Genomic DNA, 13,088 nt, shown 5'->3' with positions numbered 1-13,088 from the left:
CTCAATTGTTTTGTGTGGCACGAGGGACACGGTCCGGGCTGCGGGTTTCTTGCGCAGCGAATGCCACACTTTTGCACGCCTACGGTCGTTCTCGTTGAACCCCCTGGGTGCGTAAGAAACGACCACCAAGCAGTCCTGGTTGACGCGGGCGATGTCCTGTACGCCCGCCGGACTGGAAGCCAACACTACGGAGAGACCAAGAGTGCCTACGATTCAGCAGCTGGTCCGCAAGGGCCGCTCACCGAAGGTCAAGAAGACCGATTCCCCCGCACTGCGGGGCAACCCCATGCGTCGTGGCGTGTGCACCCGCGTGTACACCACCACCCCGAAGAAGCCGAACTCCGCCCTGCGCAAGGTCGCCCGTGTCCGCCTCAACGGCGGCGTCGAGGTCACGGCCTACATCCCGGGTGAGGGCCACAACCTGCAGGAGCACTCCATCGTGCTCGTGCGCGGTGGCGGCGTGAAGGACCTCCCGGGTGTCCGCTACAAGATCGTTCGCGGCGCCCTCGACACCCAGGGCGTCAAGGGCCGCGGCCAGGCCCGCAGCCGCTACGGCGCGAAGAAGGAGAAGAAGTAATGCCACGTAAGGGCCCCGCGCCGAAGCGCCCCCTCGTCGTCGACCCCGTCTACGGGTCCCCGCTGGTCACCCAGCTGATCAACAAGGTGCTCGTGGACGGCAAGAAGTCCACTGCCGAGCACATCGTCTACGGTGCCCTCGAGGGCACGCGTGAGAAGAGCGGCACCGATCCGGTGACCACCCTCAAGAAGGCCATGGACAACGTCCGCCCGGCCCTCGAGGTGAAGTCCCGCCGCGTCGGTGGCGCCACCTACCAGGTCCCGGTCGAGGTCAAGCCCGGCCGCGCGACCGCCCTGGCCCTGCGCTGGCTGGTGGGCTACTCCAAGGCTCGCCGCGAGAAGACGATGACCGAGCGTCTCATGAACGAGATCCTCGATGCCTCGAACGGCCTGGGTGCCGCGGTCAAGCGCCGCGAGGACACCCACAAGATGGCCGAGTCGAACAAGGCCTTCGCCCACTACCGCTGGTGAGTCACGAGCGCCCGGGAACCGTAGCAGTATGGTTTCCGGGCGCCGTGCCGCCCAGCAGCACTGGACCCACACACCAAACCCAAGGGAGACACCGTGGCACAGGACGTGCTGACCGACCTCACCAAGGTCCGCAACATCGGCATCATGGCTCACATCGATGCCGGCAAGACCACCACCACCGAGCGCATCCTGTTCTACACGGGCGTCAGCCACAAGCTGGGCGAGACCCACGACGGTGCCTCCACCACCGACTGGATGGAGCAGGAGAAGGAACGCGGCATCACCATCACCTCCGCCGCGGTGACCTGCTTCTGGAACAACAACCAGATCAACATCATCGACACCCCGGGCCACGTGGACTTCACCGTCGAGGTGGAGCGCTCCCTGCGCGTGCTCGACGGCGCCGTCGCCGTCTTCGACGGCAAGGAGGGCGTGGAGCCCCAGTCCGAGACCGTGTGGCGCCAGGCCGACAAGTACAACGTCCCGCGTATCTGCTTCGTCAACAAGATGGACAAGCTGGGCGCCGACTTCTACTTCACCGTCGACACCATCATCAACCGCCTGGGCGCCAAGCCGCTGGTGATGCAGATCCCGATCGGCTCCGAGTCCGAGTTCGTCGGCGTCGTGGACCTGCTGACCATGAAGGCCCTCGTGTGGGAGGGCGATGCCAAGGGTGACGTCACCATGGGTGCCGCCTACCAGACCCAGGACATCCCGGCCGACCTCCAGGAGAAGGCCGAGCAGTACCGTGCCGAGCTCGTCGAGGCCGTCGCCGAGACCTCCGAGGAGCTCATGGAGAAGTACCTCGAGGGCGAGGAGCTCACCATCGAGGAGATCCAGGCCGGCGTGCGCCAGCTGACGATCAACGCCGAGGCCTACCCGGTCTTCTGTGGTTCCGCCTTCAAGAACCGCGGCGTGCAGCCGATGCTGGACGCCGTCGTGTCCTACCTGCCGAACCCGCTGGACGCCGGTGCCATCAAGGGCCACGCCGTCGGTGACGAGGAGCAGGAGCTGACCCGCGAGCCGGCCCTGGACGCCCCGTTCTCCGCCCTGGCCTTCAAGATCGCCGCGCACCCGTTCTTCGGCCAGCTGACCTACGTGCGCGTCTACTCCGGCAAGCTCTCCGCGGGCTCCCCGGTGCAGAACACCACCAAGGGCAAGAAGGAGCGCATCGGCAAGCTGTTCCAGATGCACGCCAACAAGGAGAACCCGGTCGAGGAGATGACCGCCGGCCACATTTACGCGGTCGTCGGCCTGAAGGACTCCACCACCGGTGACACCCTCTGCGACCCGGCCAACCCGATCATCCTCGAGTCGATGACCTTCCCGGAGCCCGTGATCTCCGTGGCCGTCGAGCCGAAGACGAAGGGCGACCAGGAGAAGCTCTCCACCGCCATCCAGAAGCTCTCCGCCGAGGACCCCACGTTCACCGTGCACCTCGACGAGGAGACCGGCCAGACCGTCATCGGCGGCATGGGCGAGCTGCACCTGGACATCCTCGTGGACCGCATGAAGCGCGAGTTCCGCGTCGAGGCCAACGTCGGCAAGCCGCAGGTGGCCTACCGCGAGACCATCAAGAAGAAGGTCGACAAGGTCGACTACACGCACAAGAAGCAGACCGGTGGTTCGGGTCAGTTCGCCAAGGTGCAGGTGTCCTTCGAGCCGATGGACACCTCCGAGGGCGAGTTCTACGAGTTCGAGAACGCCGTCACCGGTGGCCGCATCCCGCGCGAGTACATCCCGTCGGTGGACGCCGGGATCCAGGACGCCATGCAGCTGGGCGTGCTGGCCGGGTACCCGATGGTCGGCGTGAAGGCCACCCTGCTCGACGGCGCGTACCACGACGTCGACTCCTCGGAGATGGCGTTCAAGATCGCCGGCTCGATGGTCTTCAAGGAGGGCATCCGCAAGGCCAACCCGGTCCTGCTCGAGCCCCTGATGTCCGTGGAGGTCCGCACCCCGGAGGAGTACATGGGCGACGTCATCGGCGACCTGAACTCCCGCCGTGGCGCGATCCAGTCCATGGAGGACGCCCAGGGCGTGAAGGTCATCAAGGCCGGCGTGCCGCTGTCCGAGATGTTCGGCTACATCGGCGACCTCCGGTCCAAGACCCAGGGCCGCGCCGTGTACTCGATGACGTTCGACTCCTACGCCGAGGTCCCGAAGGCCGTGGCGGACGAGATCATCCAGAAGAACAGCGGCGAGTGAGCCCCGTTCTCTAGCACCACACTTGTCCGGTGACGTGGCGGGATCCGCGAGGATCCCGCCACGGACCCGGACAGGTGGCCCGGCCGCACTCCGGAGGCCGGTAGCCACCACAGGACGGAAGGTCCGGTCCGCGGAAAAGGCGGTCCGGGTGGCCTGATCCAGGACCGGTCCTGACGTAAGCCGGAGGATTTATCACCATCAGCCAGATCGAAGTAGACTTTTCCAAGTTGTCAGCACGCCACCCGCGGCTGAGAAGTCTCTTCAGATGAACAGTTCTAGGAGGAACCTGTGTCGAAGGCAAAGTTCGAGCGGTCCAAGCCGCACGTCAACGTCGGTACCATCGGCCACGTCGACCACGGCAAGACCACGCTGACGGCCGCGATCTCGAAGGTCCTGTACGACAAGTACCCGGACCTCAACGAGCAGCGCGACTTCGCGACCATTGACTCCGCGCCGGAAGAGCGCCAGCGCGGCATCACCATCAACATCTCCCACGTGGAGTACCAGACCGAGAAGCGTCACTACGCCCACGTCGACGCCCCCGGCCACGCCGACTACATCAAGAACATGATCACCGGTGCTGCCCAGATGGACGGCGCCATCCTCGTGGTCGCCGCCACCGACGGCCCGATGGCCCAGACCCGCGAGCACGTTCTGCTGGCCCGCCAGGTCGGCGTGCCGGCCCTGCTGGTCGCCCTGAACAAGTCCGACATGGTCGAGGACGAGGAGCTCCTGGAGCTCGTCGAGATGGAGGTCCGCGAACTGCTGTCCTCCCAGGGCTTCGACGGTGACGACGCTCCGGTCATCCGCACCTCCGGCCTGAAGGCCCTCGAGGGTGACCCGAAGTGGGTCAAGTCCGTCGAGGACCTGATGGACGCCGTGGACTCCTACATCCCGGACCCGGTCCGCGACAAGGACAAGCCGTTCCTGATGCCGATCGAGGACGTCTTCACCATCACCGGTCGTGGCACCGTGGTGACCGGTCGCGCCGAGCGCGGCACCCTGAAGATCAACTCCGAGGTCGAGATCGTGGGCATCCGCGACCTGCAGAAGACCACGGTCACCGGTATCGAGATGTTCCACAAGCAGCTCGACGAGGCCTGGGCCGGCGAGAACTGTGGCCTGCTGCTGCGTGGCCTGAAGCGCGAGGACGTGGAGCGCGGCCAGGTCGTCGTGGCCCCGGGCTCCATCACCCCGCACACCGACTTCGAGGGCAACGTCTACATCCTGTCCAAGGACGAGGGCGGCCGCCACAACCCGTTCTACTCGAACTACCGTCCGCAGTTCTACTTCCGGACCACCGACGTCACCGGCGTCATCACGCTGCCCGAGGGCACCGAGATGGTCATGCCCGGCGACACCACCGAGATGACGGTCGCGCTGATCCAGCCGATCGCCATGGAGGAGGGCCTCGGCTTCGCCATCCGTGAGGGTGGCCGCACCGTGGGCTCCGGCCGCGTCACCAAGATCCTCAAGTGATCTGACGTACCGCACAGCGACGACCCCCTTCGGCTTCGGCCGGAGGGGGTCTCCGCGTTAACGGGGGTCCTGGGGACAACTCCCTCCTGACCCGGTGCGCTGGCCTACGCTGACGGGGTGGGGATCGTCATCGTGCTGGTCCTGGGGATCGCGCTGGGAGCCGCCCTGGGGTACGTCGTCGCGCGGTCGCGCGCCGCGAGGCGGCGCCCCGGGGAGCCCGTGCCCGGTGCGCCGGCGATCGGCCGTGAGGACCTGGCCCGCGCCTGGCAACAGGGGTACGACGCCGGCGCGGCCGCCACCAGGGGCGCGCAGCCCACCCCACCGGTGCCCGCCGGACCACATCCCGCACCGCCGTCGCCCGCTCCGGTACTCGTCTCACGGCCCCAGCCCCAGCCCCAGCCCGAGCCCCAGTCCCACCTTCAGCCCCAGCCCCCGCGGCCCACGGCCGAGGAGCTGGCCGCTGAGAAGGAGCGGCGGGATCGGCGCAACGTCAACATCACCCTCTACACCGCCTGCCTGCTGCTGGTGGCCGCCGCGTCGCTGTTCATCGGGGCTGCACTGCCGGTGACGGCCCGCGTGTCCGGGCTGGCCGTCGTGGTGGGGCTGTTCTACGCCGGGGGACTGGTGGTGCACGTGGTGAGCCGGACGCTCCGCCCGGCGGCCGTGGCCTTCACGGGCACGGGGCTGGCCCTGGTGCCGGTGCTCGGCGTGGCGCTCGACGTGCTCGTCCTGGACGATCCCGCCCGGTCCTGGCTGATCACCTCCGTGCTGGGCACCGTCCTGTTCGCGGTGGCCGCCGTCCGGCTCGACAGCGCGGTCGTCGCGTACCTCACGGTGCCCTTCCTGCTCTCCACCGTCATGGCCTCGGGCGCGGTGGTCCAACGGGGGATGGCCTGGGCACTCATCGCCTGGATCGGGCTGGCGGTGCTGATGGCCTGGCTGAGCGCGGACCCCGGAGCCGCGGCAACCCGGCGTGACCGCCGGCTGCCCGGACCGTACCGGACGGCGATCGCCCGCACGCACCAGTGGATCACCCCGGGCGCGGTGCTGGCGGCCGTCACCGTGGGGCTGTGGGTGGAGCCGGTGCAGATGTTCCTGTTGCTGCTCGCCGCCACCGCCTACTACGCGACGGTCGCGGTCATCGGTCCACGGCGCTTCCGGCTGGCGTCCTGCTACGCCGTCCGTGCCGGGCTCCTGCTGGCGCTGGCCGCCTGGGCCGCGATGCTGGATTGGCCGCTTCCCCTCACGCTCACCGCGCTGGTGACCGGCCTCTGCCTCCAGGTGCCGCTGACGTGGTTCGGGCGCGGACACGGCGGGTTCCTGCCGGCCGGGCCGGCCGGGCACGGGGACCGGGTCGGTGTCCTCGTGGCGGCGTGGATCCTGACCGCCGCGGTCCAGGCCGGTGCGCTGTTCGACGCGGAGGGCCCCTGGCTGGTCGAGGGGTTCAGCTGGGCGCTGGCCGTCCTCGTGCTCACGACGGCGGTGCTCGCCGTGGCCTCGGTCCGCGCCACGTCCGACCTGGCCGCCGGGCTCGGCTGGCAGGCCGCCACCCCGCTGTCCCTGGTCCCGGCGGTACTGGGCCTGGCGGCGGTGGCCGGTGACGGACCCGGTCCGTGGCTGGGGGAGGCCTGCCTCGGGGTCGTCATCGTGGTCCAGCTGGTGATCACCGCTGCGCTGCGTCGCGGCGCCGATCGGGCGGCGCGCTGGGACGGGCTGGTAGCCCCGCACGGTGCCGCCCTGGCCGCGGTGGCCCTGGTGTACCTGCTCGCGGAGCGCTGGGTGCCGCCCGCGGGCTGGGATCCGTCCGTGGTGGCCGGGCTGGCGGCTCTGGCCTGGGGGACCGCCACCGCGCTGGTGCAGCGTCCCGCCACGGGCGGCGTCCCCGCGGTGATACCGCCCCTCGCCTGGTCCGTGGCCTCCGTGCTGTCCCTGGCCCTGTTGGGCAGCGCGGACGCCGTGGCCGGCTGGTACACGGTGCTCGTGGTGACCGGTGGCCTCGGGCTGTGGTGGCTGGCCGGCCGGCCGTCGGGGGCCGGTGAACGGATCGCGGTGCTGGCCGTGACGGGCACCGTCCTGACGGGCACGCTCATCCTGCTGGCCGGCGCGGCGTGGGCCTGGCACGCCGACATCGCCCTGACCGCACTGACCGCGTGGCTGGTCGCCGCCGCGGTCCTGACCCGGGACCGGTTGCCGCGGGCCGTGCGGGCCTCCCTGCTGCTGCTCGGACAGGCCGGCTCCGCCGTGCTGGTGGCCGACGTCGTCGGCCACCTCGGCGGAGACGGATCCGCCGTGCGCTCCGCGGCGGCGGTCACCCTGCTCACCGGGCTGGCGGTCCGGTCCCGGCTCGCCGGGCGCCTGGAGGGCCTGGGGTCCGGCATCGCACCGTCCTGGGTGGTCACCGCGGCACTGGGCGTGCTGTGGCTCCTGGAGGTGACCGTCGGCGCGGACCGGGCGGCGCTGATGATCATCGCCGCCTCGGTGATCGGGGCGGGGCTGGTCCTGCGCACCGACCGCGGCGGCCACTGGGCCGTGCTCGCGGGTGCCCTCGCCCTGGTGCTGCCGGCCTCGCCGGTCCTGCGGCTGGAGGGCGGATGGCTCCCGGACCCCCTGGTCCCGGCATCCGTCGCCTCGGCCCTGCTGGTGATCCTCGCCCTCGCGGTGGCCGGGTGGGAGATCGCCGCGTCCGTGGCCGGAACGCGAGAGAGCCCAGGGCGCGGGGTGGCCGACCTGGACGCCTTCCGGCCGGTCGCCCTCGGCGTGCTGTGGCTCGCGGCCGTCCTGGTCGGGTCGGTCGCCGGGCCGGACCGGGGCCCGCACCCCGGGGTCCTCGGCATCACGGCCGCGACCGCGGCCCTGGTGTGTTACCTCCTCGCCCGCACCCGCGGGATCCCCGCCCTGGTCACGGGGACGGTGGTGGCGGTCCCCGTCTCCGCCGTGCTGCTGCTCCAGTGGTGGCGGGACCGCGGCCTCTGGGCCCCCGACGAGGCGTGGCAGCTGCCGGTCGTCGCGGTGCTCTCGGCCGGGGTCCTGGGACTGTGGGCGCGGCTGGACGCCGCCGCCCTCGCCCCGGGTGCGGGGGAGCGCCTCCCTCGTGCCGCCCGGTTCCGGCCGGCGGCGTTGTGGCAGGGCGGCCTGGCCGTGGCCCTCGTCCTGGCCACGGTGTCCCTGCTGCGGACCCCGCTGCACGCCGGCCTGCCGGAGGACGCCGTCGTCTGGGTGAGCTGCGCGCTGCTCACGGGCGCGTGCTGGCTCGCGGTCGATGCCGGCGGGCGGACGCTGCTGTGGCGCGGGCCCCCGTCGCAGGACGCCGCCCGCGCGTCGTGGGTGCTGAACGGACGGGACGTCGCCGTGCTCGTCACCTACGCGGCCGCCGCCCGGGCCTGGTGGCAGACCGCGGACCCGGAGCACAGCGGCCGGGCACTGTGGTGGACGGTGCAGGTGCTGGTGGTCCTGCTGGTCGCGCTGGGGCTGTGGCATGGATACGGGCGGCACGGCCACCGGTCCGGCGCGGGACCGCGGCCGGAGCGCCGGCTCGCCTTCCACGTAGCGGCGGCCGCCGTGTTCACCCTCGCCGCGTTCACCGTGCCCGCCGAGGGAACCTCCCTGATGCAGCTGGTCGTCCTGGCGGGCTTCGGGGCGCTGGTGGTCCTCGGCCTGGTCCAGCGGCTCCAGGTGCTCGCGTGGTGGGGCGCGGCCGGCGTCGCGCTGTCCGTGCTCTGGTACCTGCGGGAGTACACCTACGTGTACCTGGCGCTGCTGGGCGCGGCCCTCATCGTGCTGGCGGTCTGGCAGTTGCGGCGGCGGGGGAGGGGGCGGGACGCGGAGCGCGGGTACGCGGACCGGTAGGCTGGGGGCATGGAGTTCCTCATCGCCCTGGTCATCATCGCGGCCGCGGTCTTCGCCGTCGTGCGGCTGCGCCGGACGTTCGGCCGCGAGATCGACCGCGCCAAGCGCATCAAGCGCGCGAACGACAACGGGACCTGACCCGTGGCGACGACCAGCTCCGCGACCGCTCGTACCAGCGGCACGATCATGCCCGGCCCCCACGCCCTGTACCGCACCTTCGCCACGGCCGAGATGTTCACCTGGGCGCTGCTGATCCTGGCGATGATCCTCAAGTACACCGGCACCACCGAGGCCCTGATGCCCCTCGCCGGTGGCCTGCACGGCTTCGTCTTCCTCTGCTACGCCGTCGTGTCCGTGGGCGTGTGGATCAACCAGCGCTGGAGCGCCGGGCGGGGCATCGCCGCCGTCGTGCTCGCCGTGGTGCCCTTCGCCACGCTGCCCTTCGAACGCCACCTGGCCCGGCGGGGCGAGCCGGACGCCACGTGGCGGCTGGCCGGCGCCCCCGGCCGTCCGGCCGAGGCGCCGCGCGGGTTCTGGGAGCGCCTCGAGGCGTGGGTGCTGCGCAACGTGGTCCTGGCCGCGGTGGTGACCCTCGCCGTCGTGGGCGCGGTCTTCCTGCTCCTGCTGCAGGCAGGCCCGCCGGACCAGTGGTTCGGCTAGGGTGAACGGCCCCATCCCGGGGTGAATTCGCGACTCGAGCGCTGATCTGTCATACTGGATCAGTTGCTCAAGCGTCTGGGCGTGCGCGGGGCTGTCACCAGCATCGCCGCCCGGGACCAAATACAACACCATCCCCACTGTTGGATCGGCGTATGCGTGCGCCTGCCCGTGACTGCGGAGCAGAGTACGACACGCCCGACCGCGTGGGTCGATGTCCTGGCAGGGCGAGGAACCCGGTTCTCCGGATTCGGCCTGTGCGGGTGAACAAGAAGCGCGGGACCGGTTCGCCGGGCCCGTTGCACACAGGGACAGGTACGGACAACAAGTACGAAAGAGGCATGACGCCATGGCGGGACAGAAAATCCGCATCCGGCTGAAGTCGTATGACCACGAGGTCATCGATACTTCGGCTCGGAAGATCGTCGACACGGTCACGCGCGCAGGCGCAACGGTGGTGGGCCCGGTGCCGCTGCCGACTGAGAAGAACGTGTACGTCGTGATCCGCTCTCCCCACAAGTACAAGGACAGCCGCGAGCACTTCGAGATGCGCACGCACAAGCGGCTGATCGACATCATCGATCCGACGCCGAAGGCCGTGGACTCGCTCATGCGCCTCGACCTTCCGGCCGACGTCAACATCGAAATCAAGCTCTGAGAGGGAGGTGCTGAGAAACTATGACCATCACGCGTAACGTCAAGGGCCTGCTGGGCACGAAGCTCGGCATGACCCAGGTGTGGGATGCCGACAACAAGCTCATCCCCGTCACCGTCGTGCAGGCAGAACCGAACGTCGTCACCCAGCTGCGCAATGAGGATGCGGACGGCTACGCCGCCGTCCAGATCGCCTACGGGCAGATCGATCCGCGCAAGGTGACCAAGCCGCTGGCCGGCCACTTCGAGAAGGCCGGGGTCACCCCGCGCCGCCACGTGGTCGAGCTGCGCACCGCAGACACCGCCGAGTACACCCTCGGCCAGGATCTCACCGTCGAGGTCTTCGAGGCCGGCCAGAAGGTCGACGTCGTGGGCACCACCAAGGGCAAGGGCTTCGCCGGTGCCATGAAGCGCCACGGCTTCTCCGGTGTCGGTGCCTCCCACGGTGCCCACAAGAACCACCGCAAGCCGGGCTCCGTCGGTGGCGCCTCCACCCCGGGCCGCGTCTTCAAGGGCCAGCGCCTGCCGGGCCGCATGGGCGCCGTTCGCCAGACCACCCAGAACCTCACCCTCCACGGCATCGACGTGGAGAAGAACCTGCTGCTGATCAAGGGCGCCGTCCCCGGCCCCCGCGGACAGGTCGTCCTGGTTCGCACCGCAGTGAAGGGAGCATGAGCTTCATGGCTACGAACTCTGAAGCCAAGACCGTGAAGGTCGACCTGCCCGCCGAGATCTTCGACGTCCAGTCCAACGTGCCGCTGATGCACCAGGTCGTGGTGGCCCAGCTGGCCGCCGCGCGCCAGGGCACCCACAAGGTCAAGCGTCGCGGTGAGGTCTCCGGTGCCGGTCGCAAGCCGTTCAAGCAGAAGGGCACCGGCCGCGCCCGTCAGGGCTCGATCCGTGCGCCCCAGATGACCGGTGGTGGCGTCGTCCACGGCCCCGAGCCGCGTGACTACTCCCAGCGCACCCCCAAGAAGATGAAGGCCGCCGCCCTGCGCGGTGCCCTGTCCGACCGGGCCCGCAACGGCCGTGTCCACGTGATCGAGGAACTGGTCGCCGCCGGCGCCCCGTCCACGAAGAGCGCCAAGGCCGTCCTGTCCTCGCTGACCGCGGGCCGCAAGAACGTCCTGGTCGTCATCGACCGCGCGGACGACTCGGCTGCGCTGTCCGCACGCAACCTGGAGTCGGTGCACACCCTGTACTTCGACCAGCTGAACACCTACGACGTCCTGGTCAGCGACGACGTGGTCTTCACCCAGGCCGCCTACGAGGGCTTCGTCCAGTCGGCTTCCGCGAAGAAGGAGGATGCCCAGTGAGCGGCTCCATCAACAAGAACCCCCGCGACGTGGTCATTGCCCCGGTCGTGTCGGAAAAGAGCTACGGCCTGATCGACGAGGGTAAGTACACCTTCCTGGTCGACCCGCGCTCGAACAAGACCGAGATCAAGCAGGCGGTGGAGGCCATCTTCTCCGTCAAGGTTGACTCGATCAACACCCTGAACCGTGCCGGTAAGCGCAAGCGCACCAAATTCGGCTGGGGCTCCCGCAAGGACACCAAGCGGGCAGTCATCACGCTGAAGGAAGGCACCATCGACATCTTCGGAGGTCCGCTCGCCTGAGGCGGAGCGGAGACCACTTAATCGAGGAAATGACACATGGCTATCCGTAAGTACAAGCCGACCACCCCGGGCCGTCGCGGCTCGTCCGTGGCCGACTTCGCAGAAATCACCCGGACCACCCCGGAGAAGTCGCTGCTCCGCCCGCTCTCCAAGAGCGGCGGCCGCAACAACTCCGGCAAGATCACCACTCGCCACAAGGGCGGTGGCCACAAGCGCCAGTACCGCGTCGTCGACTTCCGTCGCCACGACAAGGACGGCGTGCCGGCGAAGGTCGCTCACATCGAGTACGACCCGAACCGCACGGCCCGCATCGCCCTGCTCCACTACGTGGACGGCGCCAAGCGCTACATCCTGGCCCCGGCCAAGCTGAAGCAGGGGGACACGGTCGAGGCCGGTGCCACCGCGGACATCAAGCCCGGCAACAACCTGCCGCTGCGCAACATCCCGCTGGGTACCGTCATCCACGCCGTCGAGCTCCGTCCCGGTGGCGGCGCCAAGCTGGCCCGCTCGGCCGGCTCGTCCATCCAGCTGGTGGCCCGCGAGGGCAAGTACGCCCAGCTGCGCCTGCCCTCCGGTGAGATCCGCAACGTCGACGTGCGCTGCCGCGCCACCGTCGGCGAGGTCGGCAACGCCGAGCAGTCGAACATCAACTGGGGCAAGGCCGGCCGCATGCGGTGGAAGGGCGTCCGCCCGACCGTCCGTGGTGTGGTCATGAACCCCGTCGACCACCCGCACGGTGGTGGTGAGGGCAAGACCTCCGGTGGTCGCCACCCGGTCAACCCCAACGGCAAGCCCGAGGGCCGCACCCGCCGCCCGAACAAGGAAAGCGACAAGCTCATCGTGCGCCGTCGCCGTACCGGCAAGAACAAGCGATAGGAGCCTGGAGACATGCCACGCAGCCTGAAGAAGGGCCCCTTCGTTGATCAGCACCTCTACCTCAAGGTGGACGCTGAGAACGAAAAGGGCACCAAGAACGTCATCAAGACCTGGTCCCGCCGGTCCATGATCATCCCCGACATGCTCGGGCACACGATCGCGGTGCACGACGGACGCAAGCACATCCCGGTGTTCATCACCGAGTCGATGGTCGGGCACAAGCTCGGCGAGTTTGCCCCCACGCGGACTTTCCGCGGCCACGTGAAGGACGACCGGAAGGGCAAGCGCCGCTGACCGCGGTGATTGCTCCTCCGATAGAGAATTCGAAAGAAGGAAAGCAATGGAAGCCAAGGCAATTGCGCGCCACCTGCGTGTAACGCCGATGAAGGCCCGGCGCGTCGTCGACCTTGTCCGTGGCAAGCAGGCGAACGAAGCGCTGGCCATCCTGAAGTTCGCCCAGCAGGGCGCTTCGGAGCCGGTGTACAAGCTGGTCGCCTCCGCGGTGGCCAACGCACGGGTCAAGGCCGACCGTGAGGGCCTGGCGTTCAACGAGGACGCCCTGTTCATCACCGAGGCCTTCGTCGACGAAGGACCGACCATGAAGCGATTCCAGCCGCGTGCCCAGGGCCGCGCCGGACGCATCAACAAGCGCACCAGCCACGTGACCGTGGTCGTTGCCACCGAGGAAGAGGAGGGGAAGTAA

At 69.4% G+C, this 13,088-nt stretch carries 14 protein-coding genes; all 14 read left to right on the top strand.

Going from position 1 to position 13,088, the window contains the following annotated elements; translation table 11 throughout:
* The first annotated feature begins 202 nt into the window (after nt 1-202).
* The 14 genes from rpsL (at nt 203) to rplV (ending at nt 13,088) form a co-directional block, all read left to right on the top strand.
* Complete coding sequence (rpsL, locus tag PLJ28_RS10410) at nt 203-577, top strand: 30S ribosomal protein S12 (RefSeq protein ID WP_010145326.1); 375 nt, start codon at nt 203-205, stop codon at nt 575-577.
* Nucleotides 577-1,047 carry a 30S ribosomal protein S7 gene (rpsG, locus tag PLJ28_RS10405; RefSeq protein WP_010145325.1) on the top strand — a complete coding sequence of 157 codons (471 nt, stop codon included), beginning with the start codon at nt 577-579 and terminating at the stop codon, nt 1,045-1,047. The genes rpsL and rpsG overlap by 1 nt, the downstream gene beginning before the upstream one ends.
* A 93-nt stretch (nt 1,048-1,140) precedes the next feature.
* Entirely contained in the window at nt 1,141-3,255 is a 2,115-nt protein-coding gene (gene fusA / locus PLJ28_RS10400) for an elongation factor G (RefSeq protein WP_324590103.1), read from the top strand.
* Nucleotides 3,256-3,543: 288 nt separating this feature from the next.
* Entirely contained in the window at nt 3,544-4,734 is a 1,191-nt protein-coding gene (gene tuf / locus PLJ28_RS10395; RefSeq protein ID WP_183527549.1) for an elongation factor Tu, read from the top strand.
* A gap of 117 nt (nt 4,735-4,851) precedes the next feature.
* Nucleotides 4,852-8,580, top strand: coding sequence for a hypothetical protein (locus PLJ28_RS10390; RefSeq protein WP_324590102.1), 3,729 nt, complete (start codon nt 4,852-4,854; stop codon nt 8,578-8,580).
* Between the two features lie 9 nt (nt 8,581-8,589).
* Complete coding sequence (locus PLJ28_RS10385; RefSeq protein ID WP_255459469.1) at nt 8,590-8,718, top strand: hypothetical protein; 129 nt, start codon at nt 8,590-8,592, stop codon at nt 8,716-8,718.
* 3 nt (nt 8,719-8,721) lie between these two features.
* A complete protein-coding gene (locus PLJ28_RS10380; protein WP_298044389.1) occupies nt 8,722-9,240 on the top strand; it encodes a DUF3817 domain-containing protein in 519 nt (172 codons plus the stop codon).
* A 346-nt stretch (nt 9,241-9,586) separates the two neighbouring features.
* A complete protein-coding gene (gene rpsJ / locus PLJ28_RS10375) occupies nt 9,587-9,895 on the top strand; it encodes a 30S ribosomal protein S10 (RefSeq protein ID WP_010145320.1) in 309 nt (102 codons plus the stop codon).
* Between the two features lie 20 nt (nt 9,896-9,915).
* Nucleotides 9,916-10,566 (top strand): 50S ribosomal protein L3, encoded by a 651-nt coding sequence (gene rplC / locus PLJ28_RS10370; protein ID WP_183527546.1) that lies wholly within the window; start codon nt 9,916-9,918, stop codon nt 10,564-10,566.
* 5 nt (nt 10,567-10,571) lie between these two features.
* Nucleotides 10,572-11,207 (top strand): 50S ribosomal protein L4, encoded by a 636-nt coding sequence (gene rplD, locus PLJ28_RS10365; protein WP_029139315.1) that lies wholly within the window; start codon nt 10,572-10,574, stop codon nt 11,205-11,207.
* Complete coding sequence (gene rplW, locus PLJ28_RS10360; protein ID WP_010145317.1) at nt 11,204-11,509, top strand: 50S ribosomal protein L23; 306 nt, start codon at nt 11,204-11,206, stop codon at nt 11,507-11,509. Before rplD ends, rplW begins: the two co-directional genes overlap by 4 nt.
* Nucleotides 11,510-11,545: 36 nt before the next feature.
* Nucleotides 11,546-12,385, top strand: coding sequence for a 50S ribosomal protein L2 (rplB, locus tag PLJ28_RS10355; RefSeq protein ID WP_010145316.1), 840 nt, complete (start codon nt 11,546-11,548; stop codon nt 12,383-12,385).
* 12 nt (nt 12,386-12,397) lie between these two features.
* Nucleotides 12,398-12,679, top strand: a complete 282-nt coding sequence (rpsS, locus tag PLJ28_RS10350) for a 30S ribosomal protein S19 (RefSeq protein WP_010145315.1) — start codon at nt 12,398-12,400, stop codon at nt 12,677-12,679.
* A gap of 46 nt (nt 12,680-12,725) precedes the next feature.
* Nucleotides 12,726-13,088, top strand: coding sequence for a 50S ribosomal protein L22 (gene rplV / locus PLJ28_RS10345; RefSeq protein ID WP_029139314.1), 363 nt, complete (start codon nt 12,726-12,728; stop codon nt 13,086-13,088).

The organism is Citricoccus sp., from assembly GCF_035445025.1.
Classification (GTDB): domain Bacteria; phylum Actinomycetota; class Actinomycetes; order Actinomycetales; family Micrococcaceae; genus Citricoccus.
The sequence above is the reverse complement of the archived record's forward strand: the minus strand, read 5'-3'. Positions and strand labels throughout refer to the sequence as shown.